This window comes from Curtobacterium sp. MCBD17_026, from assembly GCF_003234895.2.
GTDB lineage: Bacteria > Actinomycetota > Actinomycetes > Actinomycetales > Microbacteriaceae > Curtobacterium > Curtobacterium flaccumfaciens.
In genome coordinates this window covers 2443315-2469013 of the sequence record NZ_CP126281.1, presented here as the reverse complement: position 1 = coordinate 2469013, position 25699 = coordinate 2443315, and the positions used below count along the sequence as shown (strand labels likewise).

29 protein-coding genes are annotated in these 25699 nt (G+C 67.3%); 3 read left to right on the top strand and 26 right to left on the bottom strand.

Features of this window, described 5'->3' with window-relative positions:
* Positions 1-16 precede the first annotated feature (16 nt).
* The 25 genes from DEI85_RS11625 to DEI85_RS11505 form a co-directional block, all read right to left on the bottom strand.
* Positions 17-2041: an SGNH/GDSL hydrolase family protein gene (locus tag DEI85_RS11625; protein WP_146248981.1), complete on the bottom strand. Its 2025-nt coding sequence runs from the start codon at positions 2039-2041 to the stop codon at positions 17-19.
* 31 nt (positions 2042-2072) lie between these two features.
* Positions 2073-2573, bottom strand: a complete 501-nt coding sequence (locus DEI85_RS11620) for a hypothetical protein (RefSeq protein WP_146248982.1) — start codon at positions 2571-2573, stop codon at positions 2073-2075.
* The gene (locus DEI85_RS11615) at positions 2564-3034 is read right to left on the bottom strand and encodes a hypothetical protein (protein ID WP_146248983.1); all 471 of its coding nucleotides are present in this window, start codon (positions 3032-3034) and stop codon (positions 2564-2566) included. The genes DEI85_RS11620 and DEI85_RS11615 overlap by 10 nt, the downstream gene beginning before the upstream one ends.
* A 15-nt stretch (positions 3035-3049) precedes the next feature.
* A complete protein-coding gene (locus tag DEI85_RS11610; RefSeq protein ID WP_111123305.1) occupies positions 3050-3427 on the bottom strand; it encodes a hypothetical protein in 378 nt (125 codons plus the stop codon).
* Entirely contained in the window at positions 3427-4251 is an 825-nt protein-coding gene (locus DEI85_RS11605) for a M15 family metallopeptidase domain-containing protein (protein WP_111123306.1), read from the bottom strand. The genes DEI85_RS11610 and DEI85_RS11605 overlap by 1 nt, the downstream gene beginning before the upstream one ends.
* A gap of 63 nt (positions 4252-4314) precedes the next feature.
* Positions 4315-5292 (bottom strand): hypothetical protein, encoded by a 978-nt coding sequence (locus tag DEI85_RS11600; RefSeq protein ID WP_111123307.1) that lies wholly within the window; start codon positions 5290-5292, stop codon positions 4315-4317.
* Positions 5293-5305: 13 nt separating this feature from the next.
* A complete protein-coding gene (locus DEI85_RS11595; protein ID WP_146248984.1) occupies positions 5306-6472 on the bottom strand; it encodes a siphovirus ReqiPepy6 Gp37-like family protein in 1167 nt (388 codons plus the stop codon).
* The gene (locus DEI85_RS11590; protein WP_111123309.1) at positions 6469-7515 is read right to left on the bottom strand and encodes a hypothetical protein; all 1047 of its coding nucleotides are present in this window, start codon (positions 7513-7515) and stop codon (positions 6469-6471) included. The genes DEI85_RS11595 and DEI85_RS11590 overlap by 4 nt, the downstream gene beginning before the upstream one ends.
* A gap of 16 nt (positions 7516-7531) precedes the next feature.
* The gene (locus tag DEI85_RS11585; protein WP_111123310.1) at positions 7532-11203 is read right to left on the bottom strand and encodes a tape measure protein; all 3672 of its coding nucleotides are present in this window, start codon (positions 11201-11203) and stop codon (positions 7532-7534) included.
* A gap of 3 nt (positions 11204-11206) precedes the next feature.
* Entirely contained in the window at positions 11207-11623 is a 417-nt protein-coding gene (locus DEI85_RS11580) for a hypothetical protein (protein WP_111123311.1), read from the bottom strand.
* Positions 11575-11916 carry a hypothetical protein gene (locus DEI85_RS11575; RefSeq protein WP_111123312.1) on the bottom strand — a complete coding sequence of 114 codons (342 nt, stop codon included), beginning with the start codon at positions 11914-11916 and terminating at the stop codon, positions 11575-11577. Before DEI85_RS11575 ends, DEI85_RS11580 begins: the two co-directional genes overlap by 49 nt.
* Positions 11917-12003: 87 nt before the next feature.
* Entirely contained in the window at positions 12004-12213 is a 210-nt protein-coding gene (locus tag DEI85_RS11570) for a hypothetical protein (protein ID WP_111123313.1), read from the bottom strand.
* Positions 12210-12773, bottom strand: coding sequence for a phage tail tube protein (locus tag DEI85_RS11565; RefSeq protein WP_111123314.1), 564 nt, complete (start codon positions 12771-12773; stop codon positions 12210-12212). Before DEI85_RS11565 ends, DEI85_RS11570 begins: the two co-directional genes overlap by 4 nt.
* A gap of 108 nt (positions 12774-12881) precedes the next feature.
* Positions 12882-13292 (bottom strand): hypothetical protein, encoded by a 411-nt coding sequence (locus DEI85_RS11560; protein ID WP_111123315.1) that lies wholly within the window; start codon positions 13290-13292, stop codon positions 12882-12884.
* 8 nt (positions 13293-13300) lie between these two features.
* Positions 13301-13558, bottom strand: a complete 258-nt coding sequence (locus tag DEI85_RS11555; RefSeq protein WP_111123316.1) for a hypothetical protein — start codon at positions 13556-13558, stop codon at positions 13301-13303.
* Complete coding sequence (locus DEI85_RS11550) at positions 13551-13889, bottom strand: hypothetical protein (protein ID WP_111123317.1); 339 nt, start codon at positions 13887-13889, stop codon at positions 13551-13553. Before DEI85_RS11550 ends, DEI85_RS11555 begins: the two co-directional genes overlap by 8 nt.
* Positions 13889-14452 (bottom strand): hypothetical protein, encoded by a 564-nt coding sequence (locus DEI85_RS11545; protein WP_111123318.1) that lies wholly within the window; start codon positions 14450-14452, stop codon positions 13889-13891. Before DEI85_RS11545 ends, DEI85_RS11550 begins: the two co-directional genes overlap by 1 nt.
* Before the next feature lie 13 nt (positions 14453-14465).
* Complete coding sequence (locus DEI85_RS11540; protein ID WP_166673554.1) at positions 14466-15449, bottom strand: major capsid protein; 984 nt, start codon at positions 15447-15449, stop codon at positions 14466-14468.
* Between the two features lie 57 nt (positions 15450-15506).
* Positions 15507-16001 carry a hypothetical protein gene (locus DEI85_RS11535; RefSeq protein ID WP_111123320.1) on the bottom strand — a complete coding sequence of 165 codons (495 nt, stop codon included), beginning with the start codon at positions 15999-16001 and terminating at the stop codon, positions 15507-15509.
* Positions 16002-16063: 62 nt separating this feature from the next.
* Entirely contained in the window at positions 16064-16912 is an 849-nt protein-coding gene (locus tag DEI85_RS11530) for a hypothetical protein (RefSeq protein WP_111123321.1), read from the bottom strand.
* Positions 16893-18233, bottom strand: coding sequence for a phage portal protein (locus DEI85_RS11525; protein WP_111123322.1), 1341 nt, complete (start codon positions 18231-18233; stop codon positions 16893-16895). Before DEI85_RS11525 ends, DEI85_RS11530 begins: the two co-directional genes overlap by 20 nt.
* Before the next feature lie 10 nt (positions 18234-18243).
* On the bottom strand, positions 18244-19893 hold the full coding sequence (locus DEI85_RS11520) for a terminase large subunit domain-containing protein (RefSeq protein ID WP_111123323.1): 1650 nt from the start codon (positions 19891-19893) through the stop codon (positions 18244-18246).
* Complete coding sequence (locus tag DEI85_RS11515) at positions 19893-20363, bottom strand: phage terminase small subunit (RefSeq protein ID WP_111123324.1); 471 nt, start codon at positions 20361-20363, stop codon at positions 19893-19895. Before DEI85_RS11515 ends, DEI85_RS11520 begins: the two co-directional genes overlap by 1 nt.
* A gap of 985 nt (positions 20364-21348) precedes the next feature.
* Positions 21349-22293, bottom strand: a complete 945-nt coding sequence (locus tag DEI85_RS11510) for an LAPAL motif-containing putative phage structural protein (RefSeq protein WP_111123326.1) — start codon at positions 22291-22293, stop codon at positions 21349-21351.
* A gap of 122 nt (positions 22294-22415) precedes the next feature.
* Entirely contained in the window at positions 22416-22580 is a 165-nt protein-coding gene (locus DEI85_RS11505) for a hypothetical protein (RefSeq protein ID WP_181436327.1), read from the bottom strand.
* 215 nt (positions 22581-22795) lie between these two features.
* On the opposite strand from DEI85_RS11505, the gene DEI85_RS11500 reads away from it, so the two are divergent.
* From DEI85_RS11500 to DEI85_RS11490, 3 genes are all read left to right on the top strand, one after another.
* Complete coding sequence (locus DEI85_RS11500) at positions 22796-23314, top strand: hypothetical protein (RefSeq protein WP_111123327.1); 519 nt, start codon at positions 22796-22798, stop codon at positions 23312-23314.
* Between the two features lie 114 nt (positions 23315-23428).
* The gene (locus DEI85_RS11495; protein WP_111123328.1) at positions 23429-23917 is read left to right on the top strand and encodes a hypothetical protein; all 489 of its coding nucleotides are present in this window, start codon (positions 23429-23431) and stop codon (positions 23915-23917) included.
* A gap of 199 nt (positions 23918-24116) precedes the next feature.
* Positions 24117-24680 (top strand): hypothetical protein, encoded by a 564-nt coding sequence (locus DEI85_RS11490; RefSeq protein ID WP_111123329.1) that lies wholly within the window; start codon positions 24117-24119, stop codon positions 24678-24680.
* Between the two features lie 81 nt (positions 24681-24761).
* Here DEI85_RS11490 and DEI85_RS11485 read toward each other — a convergent pair whose 3' ends face one another.
* Complete coding sequence (locus DEI85_RS11485; RefSeq protein ID WP_111123330.1) at positions 24762-25664, bottom strand: hypothetical protein; 903 nt, start codon at positions 25662-25664, stop codon at positions 24762-24764.
* Positions 25665-25699: the final 35 nt, after the last annotated feature.

Below are 25699 nucleotides of genomic sequence, written 5' to 3'. Positions count from 1 at the left end.
TGAGGGGCCGTCTCTGTCAGACGAGAGCGAGACCCGCGTCGATGATCTGCGCGATGCGGTCCATGCCCGCCTCGTTGGGGTGGCGGAGGTCACCCATGTAGCCGAGCTGGTTCCAGTTCGCCCAAGATCCGGCATCGCCGTTCAGGTCGATGAACGCCGGGGACGTGCCGTACCTGGTGCGCAGCGCGTACTGCTTCTGCAGAGCAGCTTCGGCAGGGATCTGGCACGGCACCGACGACAGGTTGATGAAGTCCGCACCCACTGCTGCCGAAGCGGCCGCGAGAGCGCCGAGGTTCGCCGTGACCGTCGCCGCATCGATGCCCCCGATCGCGTCGTTAGCTCCGAGGAGGCATACCACGACGGAGGGCTGGTACGTCTGGATCATCGCGGTGCTGTAAATACCGATGCCACTGGCCCACGTGATCGTGTTCGTCGAGGGCGCGCCCGCGTTGGCGACGCGGATGCGCTTGCTCGTCGACAGCCACGGCTCGATGAACAGGACCGCCCCGTTGCCGACAGCGCTGACCTTCAGCGTGTGCGAGGTCGATGCCGCACTGCTCGAGATGGTGAGCTTCCCGATTGAGGTGGAGCCGGTGGTGTCGAACGTCTGGGCGGTCTCGTTGTCGATCTGCAGCGTGATGCTGGTGGAACCACTGCCGCGGACGTAGTACACGTCGAAGCTGTCCGCGGTGATGAACGGATCGAAGTAGGTGGTCAGCGGACCGGACCACCCGTTGTACTGCCACCCCTGGGCACCGAAGCCGTAGTTGATGAGGTTCGGGAAGCCAGCTGTAGGCACCCAACGAGGGTTGTCGCCAGCGCCGAGCCCGGGGGTGGTCCCGCCGTCTTGTGCGGCGAGGCCACGCGCGGCGAGCTTCTGCGCGAGCTTGTGCGACCACGACTGCTGCAGACCACCCTTCGGGTACCCGAACGCTGTTGAGTCCCCGATGACCAGCACCTTCGCATCCGCGGTACCGGCAGTGACCGCGGATCGACCTGCCGACCACTTAGACAGATGAGCCGAGTCGAACCGGTTGTACAGGTCCGTCGGACTCACCGGGTCGGCCGGGACCGCGAGTACCTCGATCGTGGCCGGGCCCCAGATGCTGCTGCTGTCCGCGAGGATGGACACGGATCCACCGCCTGGATCGCCGTTGCGGAACCCCTGCACCAGGTCGTACTTCTGGCCCGCGACGAGCCCGCTGAGGGGCATCGTGTAGACGTACTGGTTCTGCTCACCGGCTGCGGCGGCACCGGTCACTCGACGCATGCGGCGAGTTGTCTTCGCCATGTTCTGACCGGACTGCTGACGAAGGTTGAGCTCGAGCGACGACGTCCCTGAAGGCAGCGCGTATCCCGCGGAGATGCGGACCACGACCTTTCCGGACAGTGGCGCGACGAACGAGAACGTCAGCCCGGAGACCGCGGCGAAGGTGTTCGTGTCGCTGCCGTTCGACGGGATGCTGTCCACGATCTTGCTCGTCAGCAGAGTCGTCGAGGACGCGCCGATGCTTGCCCCGTTCACCACGCTGAACGCGGAGTTCGGGTCCGCGGCAGCGTCGACCAGCGCCGTTCCGACGCCTCCCGCGGTAGTGGCCCCAACGATGTCGGCCACTGCATCACCCTCGGGCGTTGCCGGGTCGCGGAGGTTCGCGGCCTGTGCTGCGCGCACCTCGTCGGGGAACTGCTTCGTCGTGCCGTCGACCGAGGGGATCGGGTTCGCCGAAGCGTCGAGGTACAGGCCCGACTCGTCGTCGAACGGCAGCCCTGCGCCGGCTGCAGCAACCGCAGCACCCTCGACCGTGTCCGGGTCCGCGAGATTCGCAGCCAGCGCGGAACGCACCGAGTCGGGCAGCTGCCCGTCACCAGCGGCGGTCAGGTGCTCCGGGAGGTCCGCCCACGGGGTGAAGCCGTCACCGATCTTCGTGACGCGGTTCGTTTCGTCGTAGCCCCACTCGCCAGATCCAAGCGGCAGTGCAGCAGATGCCCAAGCATCTGCATCTCGGCGCTTCACCAGAAGCGTTGCGTACTCCGTAGCCATGAGGCCACCTTTCGAATGTCAGTTGGAACGATCAGGAGCTGGGCGTCTGGTCGGTGCGGAAGTCGGTGCGGAACTGTGCAACACCGTGCTCGTCGAACGTGCCATCGAGGTCGTCTTCGGCGAGGAGCTCGCGGATGTGCGCGTCGACAGCGGGCGGCTCGACCGCGCTGCCCCACTGAGCACGGACGGCGCGGATGTACTCGCGGAACGCCTGCCGGACGCTCCGGAGCGTCGTGGCGAGCTGCGCGTAGCCGCGCTCGAGGCGCTCGACCCGCTTCACCCACGGTTCGATCGCCTTCGCAACGGCCGCGTCGATGCGAGCCTGGGTGTACTTGTCGAGTTCGATGGCTTGGTCGAACTGCGACGTCTGCGACTGCGCGCGTGTCTTCGCTTCCTCAACTCGGGTCGACCGGCGGGACGTCCAGATGGCGATGCCGCCGGCGATCAGCGCGACGACGACCGGGGCGATGTACGGCAGGAACGGCTCGAGCGGCGAAGACGCGGCCGTAGCCGCGGCGGCGATCACTTCCACTGGTGCACCTCCCGGTCGCGAGCGATATCGCTGACCCGCCACGACGGCACGACAGCCATTGCGAGAATCGCCCAGCCGACGCCGGAGCGGCCGATGTCGCCACCGACCGCTCCGGCGAGGAACACGGAGCCCGAGTAGAGCAGCAGCAGCCCGAGGAGGAAGCACTTCCCCCAGAACTCGATCCGCCACAGCAGCGCGGGGAACGCGATGCCGCAGAGGCAGACGAGCGCCGTCGCCGAGAGCATGAGTCCGAACGACTGCGCGTACCCCTCGCCGAACGAGTCACGGAGCGCCGGGATGCCACCCAGGTAGCCGAAGATGCCGAACGCGATCGCGAACAGGTCGAACGCGGGCAGGCCGACGCGGAGGAGCCAGCGCACCCGGTCGTCGGTTTCGTCGACACCATCGGGTCCCCAGATGGATACGGCATAGAGCCGCTTGGTCAGACGGATGGGGTGCATCCGGGCCTCCTCGGATCAGTCGCCCTGCTCGTCGCGGTAGTCGGTGCCGCTCGGCTCGAACCGCGCCGGCTGCAGCTCCTGCGACTTCGCGGCCGCAGTCTCCTTCGCGATGCCGCGCGGGACCGAGCCGAGGCCGATGACGGTCAGCCACCGGTTCACCGTCGGGATCGCGATAATCGCGGTGAGCGCCGCGTTGATCGCGACGGCCTGCACGGCGACAGCGGTGAGCCCGGTCGCGGCCGGCCACTGTCCCTGCACGATCTGCACGATCTGCGGGACGATCGGGAGGACCGTCAGGATCGTCGTGAACGCGGTCCGGAGGACCCGCTGCAGGCGGTACCAGATGTCGTCGACGTCGAACCGCGTCGGCTTGGTGATCTCGTGGTCGCCCATCAGACTGCCTTCCCCTGTGTTGCCTCGGCCAGCGATGCGTAGACCGCGCGGCGTTCGTCGAAGTCGCGGGCGTCGAGCACGACGGCCTTGACGCCTTCCCGGTTGAGGACGGTGCGGATGGTGCGGGCGTCGATGCCGGCGCGGTCGACGAGCCAGGTCTTCTTGCCGTCGCGGACGATGTCGACGAAGAGCCCGGGGCCGGCGACGAAGTACGTGTCCTGCGGTTTGCCGGTCTTGTCATCCTTCCGCTGGAAGTAGGTGAGGGTGTCGGCTGCTGACATGAGGATCCTCCTGAGGGGTTCGGTGGGTGCCTGCTGCTGGGGCTTGGGGGTGAGGTCCGCTGCGGTGGCGGCGGCCCGGGTGGCGGCGTCCACGTACGGGGCGAGGCGCTCGGTGCGGGTCGCCATCTCGTGGTGCCACGGCTCACCGAAGTTGACGCCGGTCCACGTGCCGCCGCGGGCTTCGACGAGGTCGTGGAGCTTCGCGAACTCGATGTCCGTGAGCGCCCGGTTCGACCCGTCCGGCATCGTGATGCCGAAGTCGAGTGCGTTGCCGTGTCGGACCTCGTCGTGGCGCGAGGTGAACGGCGGCGCGACGACGATCCCGAGGACAGCCCGAACCTCCCACAGGTAGGACTGCCGGTCGCGGGAGCGCATGCCCTCGTTGACCGACAGCGCACCGACCGCGCCGCGGGACTTCTGCCAGGCGTTGAAGTCGACCATGACGGACAGCACCTGCAGCGCGATCCGGGCGGACATCACAAACTGCTCGACGCCGCGGAGGTCGCCGTACGACGACTTCCGGACGCTGTACTTGGCGACCATCTGGCCTCCCTCATGAAGAAAGCCGCCCCAGTGGGACGGCTGCTGACAGAAACTGCGGCGCGGTCAGGCGATCCGGACGATGTTCAGGGTGAACACCGGCGAGACCTGCTTGCCGGTCGTCTGGTACCCGTAGATGCGGTAGCCAGTGCGAGCGGTGATTCGAGTGGGGAAGGTCACCGACTCTCGGTCCTCTCCCGCCGCGAACGTGCCGCGGGCGAAGGGCTCGGCACCACCGTCGGTGGGGCCGATCTCGACGAACGACCGCCCGGTGGCCTTCTGCGGAAGCACCATCGTCGCCGTGATCTGATACATACCCGGGTCAAGGGTGAACACACCGGAGTCGGCCATGCTCATCCACGAGTCGTTGTCGGTCGAGGAGGCAGTGAAGCCGAGGATCGCGGAACGGTTCGCGTTCGCCATCTGGGTGGCGCGCTGCCCACGCCAGTACCCCTGCAGGGCACCTCCCACCCACTGCGGCGAGGTGAGGGACCCCGCGGCGCGGAACGTGCGCCGCTGGTCGATCGCGAGGACTTCCGTCCCGTACAGGAACACCGTCGGGTCCATCTGCTGCAGGTCGTCTGCGGCCCCCACGACCAGGCGCGGCTGCACCCTCGGCCGCGGCGAGTACAGCTGGGACGCGGCGAGCGTCTGTCCCTGCTGCCGGATGAAGATGTGCAGCGGCAGGAACGACTGCCCGGGTTCGAGCGGGACCGTGCTGCCCTTGAGGAGCACGAGCTTCACCGGCAGGGTCTCGTTCTCCGGGTCGTGGAGCAGTCCGATGTGGTACTTCGTCGAGGACGTGACCGCGGGAACCGGCATGGTGACGTCGGCGTCGATCTGGTGACCGAAGCCGCTCACCACTGCGCGGGCCACGCCTGAGCGGGTCGAGCGCCTGATGGTGACGGTGTCGTTGGTGTTCACCACGATTGCGTACGGGCCACCCCAGTCGTCGAGGATGCCGTTCGCAGTCGAGCCGACGGTCTGCCCCCACGCGCCGTCTGTCAGGTCCTGGTCGACGATCGGGAATGAAGTCTCAGCCATGTTCGTGTCTCTCCTAGATCGCTTGCAGACGGTCGATCGCGCGCAGCGCCTTGGCGACCTTGGTGTTCGTTTTCGTGGTCCACTTCGATGCGTCCCGTGAGCCGACGACGGCGGAGATCGTCTCGGACGGGGACCCCTGCTGGTTCCCCACCGTGGTGGTGACCTCACGGACGACGTCGGTGAAGTCGAGGCCGTCGATGTTCACTCCGACTCGGTCGCCGACCTGCCAGTCGCGCCGGTAGCGGACGTCCGGCTGATCGGTGACAGTGAACGACACCGAGACCGGGTTCGCGCCGTCGGCGAGTGCGTCGTCGCCGGCCTGCGCGAGCTCCGTGGAGCTGGTGGTCTGCCGCTGGTCGACGATCTGTTCGGTGCGTCGCCCCCAGGTCGCCTCCGCGGCGATGTCGGAGCGTTCTACGAGGATCCGTGCCGCGCCTTCGCCGCCGCCGGCGACGACAGCGCGGGTGACGGTGGGGCGTTCGAGCGTGTAGGACCAGTCCCTGCCGACCACTGCCCCGGTGAACGAACCGGCGGTGCCGAACCGGACGTTCGGGGATCGGTCGGCCACCGGGCGGACGGTGGTCTGCAGGAACGGGCCGAGGTCGTCCTCGCCTTGGATGATGTCGTGGTGGAGGCCACCGGACTCGGCTACGTCGGCCGCGATGGTTCCGAGCTTGTCGAAGCGGCCCTTCACCGTCGTGGTTTTCCCGCGACCGGCGGAGACCGGCACTCGGAGTCCGGCCACACGCCGCGCGGGCAGCGCGCCCGGGCCAGCGTTCGCGTTGATGTAGCCGAGCAGGACTGTCTCTGCGGGCCCCGATCGGTTGTCGTAGGCGTTCGCCTGCGCCGACCACGGCTGCGTCGGGTTCGGGGCGATCAGCCGGTCGTCGAGGCAGGCAGTATCGGACCAGCCAGACACCGTCGACTCCGTCGCCCCTCGAGCGATCGACACGATGTCGCCGGACATGATCTTCACCCCATCGCGGAACAGGATGACGCCGTTCCCGGCAGTCAGCAGCCCAGCGAGTCCCCGGTTCAGGCCGGTGACCGACCACGCGCCAGCCTTCGCACCCGTTACGTTGTGCCGCTCGATCACGATCAGCTTCGACCAGAACCGCACCGGGTCGAACCGTCGGCTCAGGTCCGCCGCGCGCGGCACCACCATCCACTGAGCAGTCACCACGCCGCCTTCCACTGCACGTACCAGGACATGTCCACTCGGGCGTCTTCACCAGCGCTTGCGAGCTGGATGCTCACCCGGTTCATCCCGGGCAGCAGAGGGGAGAACGTCGCGCCCATGCTGATGCGGTCCCACGCAATCACGTCACCGATGCGGGCAGAACGCCCCCGCGGATCCGTCACCAGCCGGAGCGTCTGGCCAGTTGGGACACCACCAGGAACGCTGATCGTCGTGCCGGCCCAGCTGATCTCCACCGACGGGATCGGCCCGCGGAACTGGAACTCCGGCCACACGGGCACGTCCCCCATCACAGGGATCGGCATGTTCGCACCGACCGTCGTCGACGCAGTCAACCGTCGCGGCCACGGCGCAGACCCATCCCCACTACCGAGGAACACCGCACCCGACGGGACGGAGTAGGACTTCGCCGTTACCTCGCGCGCCTGCCAGAAGGGAGCGACGGCAACAAGGTTGAGACCGAACCGTTCCCAGTCGGACCCACCGTCGCCTCCCCCAAGCGCCCCCTCCCAGCCGGACTTGTAGGTGACATCGAGGAGACGATCCCCTTCGGCCGAGGTGACGCCAAGGCGGAACGTTCCGCTCCTGCCGAGGAGGTCGCCGTCCCATGCCGATACGAGGGACCGCAGCTCCGAGAGGCTGGCGAAGAAGTCGGCTTGCGACTCTTCGGAGAAGAACGCCAGCGGCAGGAAGATCGGCCGCTCGAGGATGTTGACCTCCTGCAGCCACGACCCGGGCATGCCGGGCGTAGTCCCTGTGACCACATCGACGGGGGGAAGCTGCAGCCCCGTCGCCCCCGGGAGGAGGACGCGGCCGTTCGCGTCGAGAGGGATGACGACTGAGCCGTCAACCGACTCGAGCCAGAACGAGCGAATCTCACGGGGAGGAGCCGGCACCGCCGACGGCGTGAAGTCCGCCGGCGGTGCCGTATTGCCATCGACGACGTTGACCCCGTCACCGTTGCCGTCCAGGACGTCCTCGATGATCTGATCTGGGTAGCCGCCATCGATCGTGTCCTGAGCCATGCGGGGCACCTTTCTGTCAGCCGGTGAGCACTTCGATCTGATGCATCGCGTTCAGGAACTTCTGCTCGGTGAAGGGTTCGCCGTGGTTCTCGAAGGTGATGTCGTACTGCTTCGGAGACCCCGACGACTGGCGACCCTCCAAGGCATCGCTGATCCTTGGAGTGAGCGGCACCACAGCTTCGTCGTAGCGCCCCTCTCCGACGTTCACGAGCGTGCCGCCGCGCCTCCTGCCGACCACCGCGCCAGCTGCGAGCTGTGGGACCCGTTGCGACAGGCCCTTGAACTCGAAGTGCCACGGCTCCCGCTGCGAGAAGCCGAGGCCCGTGTTCGCCCAGCCGTACTTCGCGCCGTTCGCGCGGAGCCAGTCCTGTCCGCCGGCGACGTCTGCTGCGAGGCCGAAGCCGTGCACGGACGTGCCGGGGGTGGCAGCGAGGTTGCCGCCGTTCTTGAACAGCGACCACCGGTACTGCTGCGCCTTGAGGTCGCGGTACCCCTCCGTGAGTCGGAGGACGCCGCCTGACGCCCGGTACGCGTTGTTCCAGGCGGACGCGGCGGCCTTCTGCATCAGTCCGCCGGTCGCGCCGACACCGGAGCCCGGCGCGAAGCCGAGCGCCTTGCCGAGTGCCGACGACGCGAGGTTGCCGTTCTTCCCGTTCCCACCGAAGGGGGTGAGACCGCCGAGGTCACCGATGCCCTTGAGCTTGTCGATCGCGCCGGAGAGAATCTTCTGGCCGACGCCCTTGGCGACGTCGAGCATCCCGCCGGCACCGGGGATCTGGCCGATGAGGCCCTTCGCGAGCTTGCCGAGGGTGCCCATCGGGTCGGAGACGACCGATTGGGCGGTCTCGGCGGCGTTCTTCGTCCAGTCCCACGCCTTGCCGGCCTTACCCTTGAGCCAGTCCCACCCGGACGCGATGCTCTTCCCCGCGTCAGTGACGAGGCCGCCCTTGGCGTAGCCGTTCCGGGCGATGTCGTAGAGCCGTCCGACGCCGATGCGCCGGGTCTGCTCCTTGGTGAAGACGAACTCGTCCTTGTGGACGATGCCGGCGGGGTCGAACTTCCCACCGGGGCCGGTGTAGCCACCCGTCGCGAACCCCTTCGGGAGGGCGACGTTCGGGAGCTTCTTCGTCTTGAAGAAGTCGGCGGCCTTGTTGAAGTTGTCGATGATCCCCTTCTGAATCACCGTCTCGACCACGAACTTGATCGGAGCCTTCACGACGGACTTGACGAGGTCCCACGCTTTGCCGATCCCGTCCTTCATCGTGGAGAACGCCTTCGGGATGGTGTTCTTCGCGATGTCGACGATCTTGTCGAAGACGGGCTTGATCCAGGAGTTCCACACCCCGCGGATGACGGTGCCGATCCCGGAGAAGACCGGGCCGATGATCGTGTCGCGGAGCCAGGTGAACACTGGGCCGAGGGTGTTGCGGAGGAACCCGACCACGGCCGAGAAGATCGGCATGACGATCCCGTTCCACCAGGCGGAGAACAGGGCACCGATCCAGGTGAAGACCGGCGAGATCACGCCCGACCACAGCCAGGAGAAGGCTGCGCCGAGGGTGTTCCGGACGAAGCCGACGACGAAGCCGAAGATCGACGACACCGTGGTCCACCAGACCGATATCGCTGCACCGATCCAGGTGAAGACCGGCCGGATGACGCCGGTCCACAGCCAGTTGAAGGCCACGCCGAGGGTGTTGACGATCAGGCCGACGATGCCGGAGATGGCCGAGGCGAAGATGCCGCCGGCCCAGACGACGATCGCGCCGATCAGCTGGAAGACCGGCGAGATCCAGCTGTTCCAGAGGTAGCCGATCGCGTTGCCGATCGCGGCGAGCGGCGGCTGAATGTAGTTCGTCCACAGGGCGGCGAAGAACCCGCCGACGGTCTGCACGGCGAGAGCGATGCCGGCGAACGCGGGCTGCAGAATGGTCTGCCACAGCCAGGTCGCCCCGGCGGCGATACCGTCCCAGGCGGGCTTGATCGCGTTCTCCCAGAGCCACACGAACACGTCGCCGACCGCTGCGACCGCGACCTTGATCGCGGCGAAGACGGTCTGCACGATCGCCTGGCCGAGCTTCGTCTGGGTGAAGAACCACACCAGGCCGGCGACGAGCAGGCCGACGGCGGTGATGATCAGGCCGACGGGGCCGAGGGCGAAGCGGACCGCGCCGCCCATGATCCGCATCGCGACCGCGCCGACGGTCGTCGCGATGGTCGAGATGCGCTGGGCGAGGGTGAGCTTGCCGAGGGCGGAAGCGTTCTGATTCGTCGCCACGGTGCTGGCTGCGGTGGCTCCGGTAGAGACACCCATCGCGCGGGCGGTCGCGTACTCGAGGCGGGCGGCCTCGAGGCGGAGGATGTTCCGCTTGATCTGCACCGGCAGGGCCAGGAGCTCGGCGGTGCGGAGCACAACAGACGCCCCGGCCGTCGCCCGGGAGGCGAGCTGCCAGGCGATGAAGCCGGCAACGATCAGCGGTATGTACTTCACGATCGTGTCGACGTGATCGGCGAGGAACCCGAGGACGCCAGCGAGGACGGTGATGCCGCCAGCGGCGAGCTTGCCGACGGAGTCGCCGAGCTCCGGCAGCTGGTTCCGGAAGGACACGAACGCGGGGGTGAGCTTGGAGAGCGAGTCCCCGATGCCGCCGAACGCCGTGCTCGTGTCGCCCTTGCGGATGTCGTTGAAGATGCCGTGGACGTAGGAGCCGACCTGGCGGAGCTTCAGGACGAAGAGGCCGGCCTTCGCGATCACGAGCTCGAAGTCGATCTTGTCGATCCACCCGGCGACCTTGCCCATCCCGGCGGCGAGCTTGGTCGAGAAGGTCTCGGCGTAGGGCTCGAGTGCCACCTGGGCGCGGTCGATGGCGGCCCCGATGGCCGAGAACAGCCGGGGTGCGGTTGCCACCGCGCCCTTCTCGAACATCGCGCCGAGACGGCCCAGAGCGGCACCCATGTTGGCGTACGCGCCAGCGACAGAGTCCCCGGACTGCAGGGCAGCGCCACCGATGTTCTTCTCGATGACCTTGCGGAAGGTGGCCGAGTCGACCTGGCCCTTCTGGACCATGTCGGAAAGCTTCTCGGCGGAGACGCCGTACTCCTCCTGCAGCCACTGGAAGATCGGGATGCCGCGGTCGGCGAGCTGGTTGAGGTTGTCGGTGTAGACCTTGCCGCTGGTGGTGGTCTTGTTGATGATCGATCCCATCTCATCCAGCGACGTACCCGCGATGGTGGCGGCGTCGGCGGTGAGCGAGAGGTACTTCGTGAGGTCGCGGCCGGGCTTGATACCGGCCGCGACGGCGCTCGAGGCGACACCTGCGGCGTCACCGAGGCCGAACGCGGTCCCACGGACGGACTTGAGGGCCGAGTCCATGACCGTCGAGATGTTCTGGGTCGACATCTTGAGGCCCTTGAGCTTCGCCGTCGCTGCGTCGATGTCGAGGAGCCGGTCGAGGCCCTTCTTCGCGGCGACGGTGGCGATGGTTGCGCCGATGGCCGTGATCCCGCCGCCGATGATGGCGGTCGACCTCGTGGCCATCTTGCCGACGGACTTCAGGAAGCCACCGGACATCTTGCTGCCGACCGAGGTGCCGAGCGCTTGCGGGTTGATCTCCCGCTCGATGGAGCGCCCGGCACCCTTGGCCTGCGGGACGATGGAAACGTATGCGATCGCGGATTCGGTCGACATCGGTCAGCCCCTGTTCTTTCGCAGCACCTCCCGCGCTTCTGCTGGGGAGAGATCGGTCTTGCCGAGTCGGGTGGTGTTCTTGTCCTGCCAGGGGCGCGGGTACGGCTTCGGCCGGCGGCCGTTGCTGTTGGCCGCGTAGAAGGCGTCGATGAAGTCCGCGGTCTGGATCCACTCGCGCGAAACGGGGAAGTCCCAGCCGTGGGTCGCGGCGAACAGGACCGAGGACGGTTCCCGGGTCGCGACACGCAGAAGGCGGTCGACCAGCACGTGGTCGACCGCCTTCCGGTCCGGGGTGTCGTCGCCGCCGATGTCGTCGATGTCGATGCGGAGCTGGTGCAGCTCCCAGACGAGCTCGTCGGGGTAGGACTCCGCTAGTTCCCGGAGTCCTTGGATTCCCCCAGGCCGACGTGCTCCGACCACGCCTCGAAGACGTCGGGGAGGTCTTCCATGTCGAGGACGCCCTTGAAGTCGGCGGGCACGACGATGTCGTAGAACTTGTCGACGAGCGCGACGCCGACCTCGCGCTGGTACTGCTCCTGCACGTCCTTCGCGGGGTTCTTCGGCTTCTTGTTCTGCGCCTGGATGGTCATGATCTCGGACGGGATGCGTCCGGGGAGGATGTACGTGCCGTCGCCGTACTCGATGCCGAGGGGCGGCCGGTTCTTGGCCTTGATCCGCACTGCCTTGACGGCGGTCGTTTCGGTTTCGCTCATGGGGGTTCTCCTGGCTCGGTTGAGAGTGCTCGGGGATGGTGAGGAGGGAGGCGTGCCGGGGCCCGAGCGCCCCGGCACGCCGGTGGGTCACTCCTTGGGCGTGGACGCCTTCTGGGTGGTCTTCGGGGCGGCGCTGACGTCGGTCGCGGGCGGCGCGGTGTCCGGCTCGGTGACCTTGACGTCGCCGGTGACGCGGACCCAGAAGTTCTTGTTCTGGGTCTCGCGCTGCTCCGGCGTGACCGTCTTGATCTCGCCGGTCACGATGTGGCGGACGTGGATCGGCTTCGCCGCGGTCATGCGCCGGCCCCCGCGGTGGTGTCGAGGCTCGAGTACCACTTGACGGCGGAGTAGGACTCGTCGCCGTCGGTGATCGCGTAGCCGGTGACGGTGATCTCGTAGCCGATGGCCTCGCCGTTGACGTAGACCTGGTCGCCGACCTCGGTGACCTCGCCCTGCGGCACGTCGACGCGGATCAGGTCGTCCTCGTCGATGATGTCGAGCACGAGCGCCTGCCGGCCGCCGGTCTTCGACGGGTCGATCTTGACCGAGCCGTCGGGTGCGACCTTGATGCCGTAGTAGAGCTCGATGGTCTCCTTCTTCGTCTCGAGGAGGATGAAGGAGAACCGGATCGAGGACTCGGTGACGGGCTCGCGGACGAGGGCACCGTTCTGCCAGGCGCGGATCTGGTTCGTCGACCGCTCGCGGGTCTCGGTGACGCCGCCGTCGCCGACGTAGCCGAGATCCTTGTGGTCGACGGAGAGCGCGCTGGTGGCGCTGGTGGGCCGTGCAGCGGTCGTCGGGGCGATGTACACCGCGCCCGTGACCGCTACGCGGACGTTCTCAGACTTGAGGGACACGTGGACCCTTCCTTCCGTTGTGGTGTGGTGGGCGTGTGCCCCTGGGGTCCCTGCTCGGTGGGAGGAACGAGAGAAGCCCCGCCGACGGCAGGGCTTCGAGATGGTGGGTCAGAGGCTGCGACCGCGATGTCGCAGCTCGAGCTGCGCGGTCTGCTTGAAGTAGCCGTCCGCCGCGGGGTCCGCGTTCGGGCCGCCGTTGACCTCGGCGAACGTGATCGGGGAACCGTCGACCATGCCGCCGGCACCGCGCGAGGTCGCCAGCGCGAGGACGAGGTTGATCAGGTCGGTCGTGGTGCCCTGGTCGTCGGTGATGACGTCGACCGTGACGTAGGAAGTTCGGACGGTATTGCTGGTGCCGCCGCCGGGACTGGTCGTCAGGACGACCGCGCGGCGACTGTCGGGAGACTTCTGGTCGGAGACCTCCACGCCGGCCGCGTGCGGCTCGCTGCGCGCCGTGAGCAGGGCGTCGACGCGTCGGATGAGGTGAGCGAGGAAGTCGTCGTAGACGATGCCGTGCACGGGCCCTCCTAGCGGGACTGGGCGTTGCTGAGGACTTGGCGCATCGCGGAGACGAGCCGGGCGCGTTCCCACACCTCCGCCTCGACGCGGAGGCGGACGCGGGAGTTGGAAGAGCCGACGCCGGTGCGGATCGCGGTGACGGTCGCGCCGCCGGGAATCTGCGCGGCGATGTCGTCGGCGTAGGGGCGCAGCTGGTCCTCGATGCCCTTGGATGCCAGGACGGCTCCGAAGCCGCGGCGGTTGAGGACGACGCGTGACTTAGGCACTGACGTAGTCCTTCCGCTCGAGCTGCACGACGGAGCCGGGCTTCCAGTCGCTCACGCCGGTCGACCAGTCGGCCTCGTCGCCGAGGGCCTTGTACCGGGTGCCACGGACGGTGAGCTCGTCGTCGGCGCTGATGCCGGCGACGGCGGGGAGGTAGAGGGTGATCCGGGTGCTCGAGGTGTTCTCGGCGGTGCCGGTGACCTCGTCGCCGAGGTTCGGCGCGACGAGGACGTCGTCGAGCAAGGTGTCGGCGTCGGCGAGGATCGGCTTGTTGTACCGGTCGCGCTTGCCGGTGTCGGTGCGGTGGTGCCAGGTGACGGTCTCGCCGGCCATCAGTACCCCTGCACGATCAGGCCGTACGACTTCACCCGGTACGACTGCGCGGTGCGGACGTCGTCGGGAGCGAGCCGCGGTGCCGCGCCCTGCGCCCAGGCCGCGTAGGTCTCCTGGGAGCTGAACGGGCCGCGGGTCTCCCCGCGCTGCGCGACGCCGGCGCGGGCGCGCGGGTCCGCCTCGAACAGCTGCGCGACGATCCCGGCGACGGTGAGCTTGACCAGGTCGGGGACCTCGTCGGCCCCGTGCTCGTAGTCGACCACGACCGTCGTGCCGGTGGGCACCGGCACCTCGAGGCGCTGGCCGATGAGGGTGAACCGGTCGGCGGGCTCGCCGTCGACCGTGTGGACCGCGCGCACGGGGCGCTGCGGGAGGGTGAGCGAGCCGGCAGTCACCCGGAGCCGGTTGGTGGACCGGCCCGGGGTGAACTGCTGGCGGGCTTCCTTGCGGAACAGCTCCGACACCTTCATCAGGTGAACGGTGACCTGTTTCGTCTCGGATGAGGTGAGGTCACGGCCGAGCGCCGCGACGACGTCTTCCTTCGTTGCCAGCGCTTCGGCCATGACCTCACTCCTCTCAGGACGCCGCGGGGGCGGTGGTGCTGTACGTGACCTTGATCGCGCGGACGAACTGCAGCTTCGGCGCGTTGTCCGCGTCGAGGTCGAGGGTGCCGTCGTCCTTGAGCTTCGGGTCGAGGACCGGCGTCGAGCCCGCGAACGCGTGCACGATCGAGCGGTCCTTGAGGCGCTTGCTGTCGTAGTCCCACAGCTGCGTCACGGCGATGCCGTTGCCGGCCGCGACACCGCCACCCTTCGCGACGCCGTTCGGAACCACCGGGGCCACGACGACCCAGGCGATCGCCGACTCGTGCGTGAAGAACGACGCGGTCGGAGCGAGCTCGTCGAGCTCGACGATCGTGAAGCCGCCGAGGCGACCGACGACGCCGTCACGCAGCGCCTCGGGGATGCCCGCGGTGTCCACGTCCAGGAGCTTCTCGTGCCCGGCGATCGCCTCGGAGATGTCCGCGCCGACCAGCCAGTAGCGGCCGGTCGTCGGCACGAACGCCTTCTGGAACAGGTTCCGAGCTCGGAGAGCGACCTTGCGGGGGTCGGACTCGCGGGGGTCGGCGCTGTTCGGGTTGAACTTGACCGAGTTGACGAACGTCGCGCCGGTGAGAGCGGCGACGACGATCGAGGCCACGTCGCGGGCGACGGCGTCGACCTGCGGTGCCTGCACGTCTCGGACGTAGTCGACCTCGTCGAGCGTCTCCTCCTCCGGCGACAGCTCGACGGCGCTGTACACGTGCTGGTCCAGCGTCACCTGGATCTTCGTGTTGACGAGCTTGTCGATGATGATCTCGTCGTCGCCGCGCCAGGGCTTCCGACGAGCAGCGAGCACGACGGGGCGCTTCACGCCGATCGTGTCACCCTCGGCACCGCGGAAGTCCGCGACGCCGTACTTCGTCGTGAACAGGCCCGGGGCCTTGATGGTCTTCCGGAGCAGAGCCAGCGCGGTCTGCGCGAACTTCGTGCCCTTGATGAAGATGTTGTTGTCCGCCACGATTCCTCCTTCTGTTGTGTGGTGGCCGCTTGGGTTCGTGGCGAACGCCAGCGGGGGTTACCTGGTGGTGGCTGCCGTGACGACGTCGTCCGCCGACATCTCGCCGTCGCCGATCTGCTGTCCGGCCTGTCCCTGCCCGTCGGCCGAGGGGCCGGCGGCGGGTGCGGGGACCAGGGCGAGCAGCTCGTCGGCGTGGGCCTCGAGCTCTTCACGTGTCGCGCCTCGGAGGGCGGACGCGCTGATCTTGCGATCGGCGAACCCCTTCGCGGCGGCGACCTCGTCGCGCAGCGTGACGGCGGCGTCCTTGGCATCGCGTTCCGCGATCGCCTTCTCGGCCGCGTCGGCGCGTGCCTGCGCCTTCTCGAGCTCGGTGCGGTTGGCCTCTTCGTGCTCGTCGAACTTCTTCGCCTTGTCGGCGTTGTCCTTCGCGCGCTGCTCGTTCTGCCGGGAGAGCGTCTTCCACTTCTCGGCTTCGGCCTCGGCGGCTGCGAGCTTCTCTTCGAGCGTTGCGCCCTCGGTCTGCTTCGTCTTGTCGTCGTCGTCGTTCGGCATCGGTATCTCCCGTTTCGGGTTGGTGGTTGACCGTTTCGGTCACTCCCCACGGCGTGGGGAAGTCAGGTGAGCGCTGCGATGTCCGCGGCGCTGGTGAACTTGTCGGACCGCCACGCGAGGGTCGGTCCGAGCTCGCCGTGCTCGTTCACCACGACGAGGTCCGTGTAGTCGCTCAGCGGCTTGCCGGCGGACGACGTCTTCTCGATGCCGAGGTCACGTGCGCCGCGGTCGGACGGGCCGCCGAGCTTCTGGTCGATGAGCGCGTGGGTGCGCTCGAGCAGGTCCGGGTCGAGGATCGTGCCGGGCCCGTCGGACTCCTTGACCGGCTGCACCCCGCAGTCGCAGCCGGGGTGGATCGGCATGAGCTCGTGCTTGCTGTACTTCTGCGTCGAGGCGATGGCGCACAGCGCGCAGTTCTCGAGGCCGGTGAGGACCCGGCGGTAGCCGTAGAACCCGGAGGCCTCGAGCGCGCGCTGCGCCTGCCGGTTCTTCGCCTGCTGCAGCTCGGTCGCGATGATGGTGAGCATTCGGTCGAGCCCGTACGCGATCGCCGCATCGAACGGGGATCCGTTCGACAGCGCCGTGTAGAGCGTGACCGCGCCGCGGCGGTACACGTCTGCTGAGGGCGTGCCCCGGTAGCCGAGGATCGCGTCCCGGTCGACGCTCGCGCCGGCGGTGGTGCCGGCGACGAGGGCAGCCTGCCCGATGTAGGCGTTGGTCAGCGTCGCCGTGGCGAGCTGGCCGGCCTGCACCTGCGGCAGGATCTGCGAGATCAGCCGGTCGATGTCCGCGTCCCGGTAGTCCGGCGACGCATCCCACCGGGCCGCCGTCAGGGCGAGCGTCCGGTCGCGGATTTGCTTCGTCGTCGTCTGGTGGGCCGCGGTCAGCTGGTCAAGCGTTGCCAGTGCCACCGGCTGCTCCGATCAGGGTTGCGGCGAGCAGCTGGTCGGTGGCCGCGTCAGCTTCGTCCTGCGCGATCTCGTCCGGCGACATGCCCATGATGTTCTGCTTGATCCACCGGGCCGACATGCCGGCCGCCTTCGCCTGCGTGGCGGCCTGCGTCTTCTCGGTGAACGAGACGTGCTCGGGCGGCATCCACAGCAGCTCGATGGTCTCGCCGTCGTCGACGCCGAGGACCCGGAGCGCTTCGAGGAGAGCGCCTTCCCCAGGGGAGGAGGCACGCGCGATGCGGTCCTTCGCCTTCTGGATCTCGCCCTCCTTCGCGTTCGCTGCGCCCTCGGCGGACTGGTTCTCACCCGACGGGATGAACACGGAGATCGGCGTGCGGATGACGCCGGCGAAGTCGCGGGCGTCGGTCTTCTCGCCCTCGAGGAGCGGGCGGATGTCGGTCGCGTCCGACTCCCACACATCGATGCCTTCGGGGAGGTCCAGCAGCGCGCCGGGCGCGGCCTCGAGGATCTTGGCCCAGTCGATGTCGTTGCCGTCTTCGTCCTGGCTGGGGAGGCCGCCCTTGAGCGCACGGACCTTGAACGCCTGCATCGCGGTGGTGACCAGGCGCTGCAGCTTGCCGAGGTTGATGCGGTCGATGACGTCGGTGTGCGGCTCGAACTCCGCGACGCCGTCCTTGTTCTCGAGGACGTACACCGGGACCCCGCCGGCGAAGGTCTCCGGCTCGCCGTCGACCTCCCATTCGCCGTCGACCTGCGGGTGGGGTGTGCCGTTGTCGTTGGTCGACTTGCGGAAGAACCGCTGCCGGATGCCGGGGGTCCAGACCAGGGCGAAGTCCTTGCCGGAGTCCGGGTCGCGCCATGCCTTCAGTGCCGCGCGGGCCCGCCAGGGCTGCGTCGGGTCGGGGGCGGTGATGACCTGCTCGGGCTTCTCCGACGTGATGATCGGCTGGCCGTCGCGGACGCCAGTGACGAGGTAGCCGACGCTCGTGGTCAGCATGTTCGAGATCGCGTCGCCGAACACCACGTCGAGGCGGTTGTCGCGCCACACCCGGCGCGCGGCGACGGCGGCGGGGCTCGTCGTCGACGCGCCGACGCGGACGCCGTTCGGGACCATGCGACCGCCGAGGGATTCGCACGCGAGGCCGCCGTAGTTCGTTCGGGCCTTCTTCTGGAACGCCTTCCATGTCTCCTTGGTGTTCTTGCTCATCTCCGGCAGCGGCGCGTTCCCGTTCGCGTAGGAACGGTTCTTCGCGATGCGCGCCTGACGGGCGTCGAGACGCTTCGCCAGGATCGGGAGCCATTCGGCGGGTGTGGTAGCCACAGGGTCCCTCTCAGTAGATGCGGCGGGCGGCGGTCTTCTTCTTCGTGAGCTTCGCGCCGAGAGCGTCGATGCCGGCCGCGTAGGCGAACATCGCGCCCCAGGCGGCGTCGATCTTCGAGCCGTCCGGGTCGTGCTCCGGCTTCATCAGCACGTAGCCGGACCGGCGACGGTCGCGGCGGGCGTTGATGAAGTGCGAGGTGAGCTCGGGCGAGCCGTCGTAGGTGATGTCGCGGCCGCTGATGGCGGACTCGAGCTGGTCGAATGTGTCCGTCGTGCGCGCGAGATCCTTCTGCCGCCACCGGATCGGCTCGTCGCGGGACATCCGGACCTTGAGCCGCTTCGCGTACTCGGCCTCCCACGTCTTCACGTGACCGGCCCAGCCCGCGGACGGGTCCGCGTAGAACCCGACGACGTTGTAGTCCTTGAACGCCTGCCGGACGGCGTCCTCGATCTGCAGCACCGGTGGTCGCCAGTTCTCGCCGGCGGGCCCGTCGGGCTGCTCCCACACCCCGATCTTGAACAGGTGTTTCTGGGTGACGGAGTAGCCGATCAGGACCGTCGAGTCGGCGGTGCCCTTGCCGGGCTTGCGCCCTTCCGAGCCGTCGAAGCCGAGCGTCACCGGCTCCGTCTTCGAGATCACCTTGTTGAGTGCCTGGATCGCCTTGAGGTCGGGCTGCGAGACGAACGAGTTGGTCGCGTGGGTGATCTGGTTGAGGAAGTCGGCGCGGAGCACCTGTGGGTCGTTGGACGTGTCGAGGAAGGCCAGCATCTGCCGCTGAATTGGTGCCCAGCCGGGCTCGCACGGCGGATTGTGGATGACGCAGCCGTCAGGGTGATCCGAGCTGTCGCCGTACGCGTACCGCAGGCCGTACTCGAGCGACGCCCGGTCTGACGGGTCCGTGTCCGCCGGCGCTTCGCGGTGGTCGTAGAGGATCTGGCGGGCGGCAGCGAGGTCGGGGTACTTCCCGGACTCGATCAGGTCCCAGTCGCGTGCCGATGCCTCGGCGACCGAGTTCTCACCCGGGGTGAACGCGTTCGGGGACTCGATCGTGACGCCGGAGGCCTTCGTCGAGTTGTTGCGGATGTTCTGAGCGAGGCGGAGACCGCCGTTGCCCTTCACCCACTCCTCGGTCTGGTCCATGATCGCGGCGACTTGGCCGGGGAGGCCCTTAATGGACCGGCCAGACGAGGTTCGCGGCTCGATCTTGCCGCCGGGGATCCCGATGAACGTGTCCATCGGGTCGACGTCGAACTCGTTGACGAGCGAGTCGAGCCGGGCCATCTCGAGCATCGGTGCCCACGTGTTCTGCACCTGGTCGTCGGACGTCGCGGTGACCGGGACGTTGATGATGCTCTTGAAGTCCGACCACGGCCGCGCGACGGGCTGGCCGAACGCATCCCACCCGTCCGGGACGACCTCGAAGAGTGCTTCGCTGAGGCCAACCGCACCGAGCTTCGGGGACTTGCCCCAACCTCGAGGGCGCTGGATGATCGCGCGCGTCTTGATGCGCCGGCAAGTGAGCGGGTCGATCTCGTAGAACGCGACCAGGAACTCAAGCTGCTCGCGCGTGACGACGTAGTCCAGGAACTCGGCCATCTGGTCGGCGACGTGGTAGCCGAGCGTCGGGAACGTCTCGCCGTCGAGCGGTCGCCACGGCATCAGTTCGCCGTCGCTTCCGGGGGAAGTGCGTTGCCGCTGAAACGCTCACGCGAGCTGGGGCGACGGGCGGTGGTCTTCGTCTCCGCCTCCTCGGCCTGCGCGAACGTGATCCGGAGCCGGGCGCGGTCCTCGGGTGTCGCACCGAACTTCGCGGTGCGCAGCCGGAGCTCGGCGGCGAGCTTGATGTCGCCGTTCCAGTACCGGGCGTGGAGCAGCGCGGTGTCGCGGAGCTCGGACCAGTCCGTCGCGGTGAAGTCCAGCGACAGCGGCGAGGTCGCCCACATGTCCCACCACTGCCGGGTGATCGCCGGCCACGTGAACTCGCGGAGCTCGCCGTCCTCCTCGACGGAGATGGTGGGCAGCTCGGGCTGCGAGACGACGGCGCGCGGCAGGATCCGGACGACGGTGGGGTCGGAGTTGCGCCGTGCGCGCTTCTTCGGGTCCTTCGGTGCAGGGCCGTGTCCAGGCATGGTGAGCTCCCGTTTCGGGTGAGGCCGCCTGCTCCGTTTCGGTCAGGGGTCGAGTGGAATGCCCTGCCGGTGAAATGTCAGGGTGTGGTGAAACTAGGCGAAAACCCCAGACCCGTACACGGGGAGAGCCACAGCACCTCTACGACCCAGGCGGACCCGGGGGGAGGGGGTGGACGGGGGCCTCCGTGCGCCCGCGTGCTGCGACGGTCGACAGTCCGGCGTCTACCTGAGTCCTGGGTGCTTCTCGCGTGGCTTACGGGCCGACGGGACGCGAAGATGCCGTCGTGCTTCGAGTGCTTCGCGTGCGGTCTTCTTCTCGTGGTGCCATGAGCAGAGCCATTGCAGGTTCGAGAGTGCGTGGTTGTCGCCGTGCACGATGTGGTCGCAGTCAGTGCCGACCTCGACGCAGCGTGTGCCGTCGCGCATGGTGGCTTGGCATCGGCCGCCTGCTCGATCGCGGACGGTGGTGCGTCGCTCTTCCCAATCGCGCGGGAGTCGCTGCTTGCGTGTGCTGCCTGACCACTGCTCACCCACGTTGTGCTCCTGTCGTCAGCGCTCGTCGTCGAGCTGCCATGCGTACAGCGGCGCACCTTCGCAGTCGTAGCCGATGGGCTCGAGCGGGATGCGGGCGTTTTCATGCCGGTGCGGTGCGGTGCGGTCAGGCGTGACGGCCGGGCCGGGCACCGGAGCCGGTACCGGGGTGTTCAGTTGTATGGGGATACCGGGTCTCCGGTCGCTTGCCCCGCCGAGGGTGTGTCCCGGGTGTCCGGTCTCGCTTCCGCTTCACCTTGACCGCCCTGGCTCGGAGCTAGCCGCGCGTCCGGTCTACTTCCGGGGTGCTTCGATCTTCGTCAGGTGCACGGCACCGAGCGTCGTCGCAACGATCGAAGGCACGACGACCAGAGCTAGGGTTCCGTGTAGAACGAGGCTGAAGGCGAAGACGCCGGACACGATTCCGACGATAAGCAGGGCGAAACCGGCAAGGTCAAGCCGTCGATGCGGCCGATGCCGTTGTGTCGTTGTCACCTGTCCTCCTGTGCTTCAGAACCTTGAGAACCGTCCAAGTGCTTCGCGTGCGACCGTCCGTGGTCTTTCGATCCTCCCGGATGCGGAGATCGAAGATGTCGTCCTTGCGGATCGCAAGGCCGTCGGCGACCTGAACGAGGAACGCTTCGTCTTCCATGACTGCGCCGCGCTTCACATCGACGGTGCTGACCCTCCACTTGGCGGGGTCGTCAAAGTCGATTGCCGACATTCGAGCCTCGACGTCGAAGACGTCATCGGTCTCTTCCACTTCCGTTTCAGGCCTGACCGCATCGTAGTCCGCCCGCCTCAACTCCAACACCGGCTGTTCAGGGGTCGGTGCGGGCGAGTTCGGGCCAGGGATGACCTCGAGGGCGGCCACATTGCTATCGCCGATCGGGGCCATGAGCGCACGCAGGTGCTTCTTCCTCCGTCGCTTCCGCACCTTCAACTCGTCCCAGACCTTGACTGGCACCTCGTCAATTGTGTCGTCCTGCCAGGTGATCTTGACGAGATCCGTTCCCTCGATCCGCGTCGCGTCCTTCACGTCTGCGCGAGCCGACTTCGTCGCGTAGAAGATGACCCCGGCGAGGGTCGGCAGCCCGAGAGCACCAGTCACACCGCCAACTGCCTCGACAACGGCGGCGGTCTCGGTGACGACGTGCTGGACGTCGATGATGAACGATCCCTCGCGCGGAGCCCGGACGAGAATCTCGGAGTTTGCTGGTCCGTCAACGTCGAACGCTCCTGCAGCGTCGAAGTCGGCTGCCAGACCCGCGAGGCCCTGAAGCACCTCCGCGACGTGTTCCGCGCGCAACTGGTGGAGGTCGGCTCCGTTCTCACCCCGTCCGACGAAGCGGAGAGTCAAAGTATCGACAACGACCACCGGAGGGTTCTCTTCAACCATGGTGAGAACCTATCGCCTACCCGCGTCGACGCCGGCGACAGGCGCGAGCTCCCGAGTCGGGCCGTCGACTGATGTGTGAAGGGTGCACGTTGAGCTTGTCGTTGATCGACCCCCGGCAGGCTTCATGCGTCGGCTTCGACCGGCAGGTAGGTGACGGTGCCGTCGGACAGCATCAGGTCGACGCCGATGACTGCGCCGGCTGCGCGCTTTACGTCGAAGCGATCGATCTCGGCGGTGGTCTTGTGCCCGTGCTTCACCAGCAAGGTACGGATCTCGGAGAGCTTCACAGCGGTCCTCCTCGTGACGTGGGCGGCCGGCCACGTCCGGGGTCCGCATGTCAGCGCGGGTTTGTCGCGGATGTGACCCCGCGGGTGGACTACCACCATCTTCGTCGGAGCCAACCCGAAGTGGCTCCGACAGCCCGAGAAGCAGGCGCTGTTCCCAATCACTCCACGGTCTGACCGTTCGTTCGCTACCTTGTGCTCATGGAGCGGGGGAAGTCATGACAACCGCCGACGTGTGGACGATAGCGATCGCCGGAGCGGCATTCGCGCTCTCGGTTGTGAACCTGGTGTGGCAGGTCGTGAGAACCCGCTACGAGCGGCCGGTGCTTCACGTTATGGCCGGAGCCACTTGTACTGGCGCAGGCGACGGCTCATCGAGTCTCGCTTGGGAGCCATGGGTGTCGGTGACGAACGTCGGCGAGAAGCCCGTGACGCTCACTTCGCTGCTCTTCAAGATTGAGGCGAAGAGCAGCGAATTCAAGGGCGGCTTGACGTCGGTGTGGGAAGCGCAGCCAACAGCGGCGAAGGACTCGCCAGCGGTTCCCAGGCGGCTTGAGGGCTACGATCACGCGATCTGGTGGTTCGGACCGACGACGATCAGCGAGTTGCCGGACGAGGTCACAGGTTGGGCTGAGGTGTCGTTCGTGACGAGGCGCAAGCGGCGCGACGACCACGGCGACTGGACTCACGTAGAGGTCCACAAGACGGTCGCCGAGCAGTTTGAAGGGCACCTGTAGACCGCAGACGCGTGGGTTCAAGGCGACGACCTAGTGGCTCCGACAGTCCATCCCCTGCGCAGTGTTGGATGTCGCTTGTTGTTAGGGTGATGTCCTCCAACGAAGGACATAGGCATGGATTGGGCAGTTGTCGCCACTTTCGCTGGCATTGGCGTGACCGCGGTGTTGGGCGCTTTCGCAACGGTCAGAGAGCAGTCGCCGGTGCGCCAGCTCGAGAGGGTCACCGCCATGCTCAAAGACACTCCGGCGTCGACAAGCGCCCGGGACGACCTCGAGCAGCTTCGTGACTCCTTGGCAAGGCGAGTCCTCAACGGCTACCGAGCTCCGCGCGAAGGCTGGATGCTCACGCTCTCGTGGCTTGCTTTCCTGTACGGCGGCTTCTTCGTCGTAGCTGGACCGGTGATCTTGGCTTACAACGGGCTGAGCCTCGTGCCAGGACTCTCCGACGCGCCTTGGCAGTGGATGATCATGGGCGCGGCCCTGGGCGGCGGCGGGTGGTTCCTCTACGTGCAGGGCCGGGGCCTCTTCGCTGTGCGGCACAAGATCCGCACCAACTGGCTCAAGAATGCGAAGCACACCGAAAGCAAGGCACCGACCTTCTAGCGGGTGCCGTGGCGTTGAACATCGATCTTGTCCAGAGTCGGACCCGCAAGCCCCTCGCAGAACGCTACGCGGTCGAGGAGCAAAGAATTCCCGCCATCTCGGGCGGGCATACGGTGTTACGAACATGTTAACCCAGAGATGAACACCCCCGCTGCTCATTCTTCGACGGAGTGTCGCAGAACGACGCTACTGTCGAGTAGTGATCTTGCTCACCACAGATTGGCATGCTGCATGGACGACCTACGAGTGGTGGAGAGACATCGGCGCTTCCGTCATCTCGGCAGGGGTCGCGGTCGTGATCGGTGCTTCGACGGTGACTGTCGCCGTTACATCGGCCCGATTCGCGAGGGCCGCGAAACGCCAAGAGGATGAGCGAAACCGTCGGCTCGACGAAGGCCTCTACGAAGCCCGGCTGCTGGATGTTGTGGGCGACGCGATGGTCCAGGTACTTGAGTACATCAACCTGTTCGCCGGCCGTTGGTCGTGGGGTGACGTTCATCACCGAAGGGCCCAAGGTGCTGTCACAGCTCGGATCACGCTCGCAGATGCAGTAGCACGTGGACGAGACCGTGATGTCACCACGGCAATTCTTGGCGCGTTCATCGACGTTTCGGACACGCCGAACAAGACCGTCCAGGTCGAAGGGGCTGGCGAGCTTGTTGGCCTCCTCGCCGCTTTGGCGAGCCGGAAGTACGATCCGGCCGACGTGCTGGAGCAAACGCGGACCGTCCTAGACCGTGCTCGGCGAGACGCCGCAATCTGATTTCTCGCGGACGGATTCCATGGGGCCGTGCCCGGTTGGGGTACACACTGAGTGCGTACCCCAACCCCGAACGGCAAGGCTTCAAGAAGCTCGACTTTGATCTCGGGGGTTTTGGTCCCTCATTCGCTTGTCTCGCCAGATTTCCCGCAGCTGGTCCGCGTGCACGAACACCGAGCCATCAGCCGTGTGGGTCTTCAACCCGTCCTGCTGGATGTACCGGTTGAGGGTCTGCGGGGTGATCCGCATCTCGCGCACCGCCTGCTTCTTCGTCCACCAGGACGTAGTTTCCGGGGCCTCCTCGATCCGCATGTCGCGGAGGATCTCGCGCACGTCACGGTCCTTCAACAACGCAGCAGTGCTGCCTTCGAAGCCGCAGTACGCGCACACGAGGGTGAAGTCGGTTAGCTGGTCAGACTGCCACTCGACGCCCATCGACGGGCTGTCGCAGACCGGGCACGCCCGAGGGAGAACGGGATGGATTCCTCGTCCCACGCGGGGGAACTTCTTCCGCAGATCCCAGACGATTTCGGCAACGTCGTCGAAATAGCTGCCGGCGTACTCGTGCCGCTCGATCTTTTCCTGATGGGTAAGCAGCCACACGGCCAGGTTCTTGACCAGCAGACCCGCACCTTGTGGCGTAACCCCGGCACGGAAGCCCTGCACCTCCCGCGCGTTCGACCATGCGTACGAAGCAGTCACCGGGGGACTGAGGTGCAGGGTTTCAGCCCAGTAGCCGACCCAGTTCAGCAACTGCGCGTAGGCACTGTCAGCCTCGTCCACAGCGTCCACCCGGAGAGGGGCCGGCGCTTCTCTGGACGCGGAGCGGGGCAGTCCATCGCTCCGCTGCACGCCGGCGGGAACGACGAGAGTGCGCACGTATGCGATGAGGCCCGGGACTTCGTTGAGGCGCTGTCGTGCGCGTGCAGCTGACAGGGACAGCAGCACGATCGGGTCCACGTCAGTAACGGCGGTGGTGTCAGTCATGGCTTCTCCTTCGGGGTATTGCGGCGAGCGCCGCG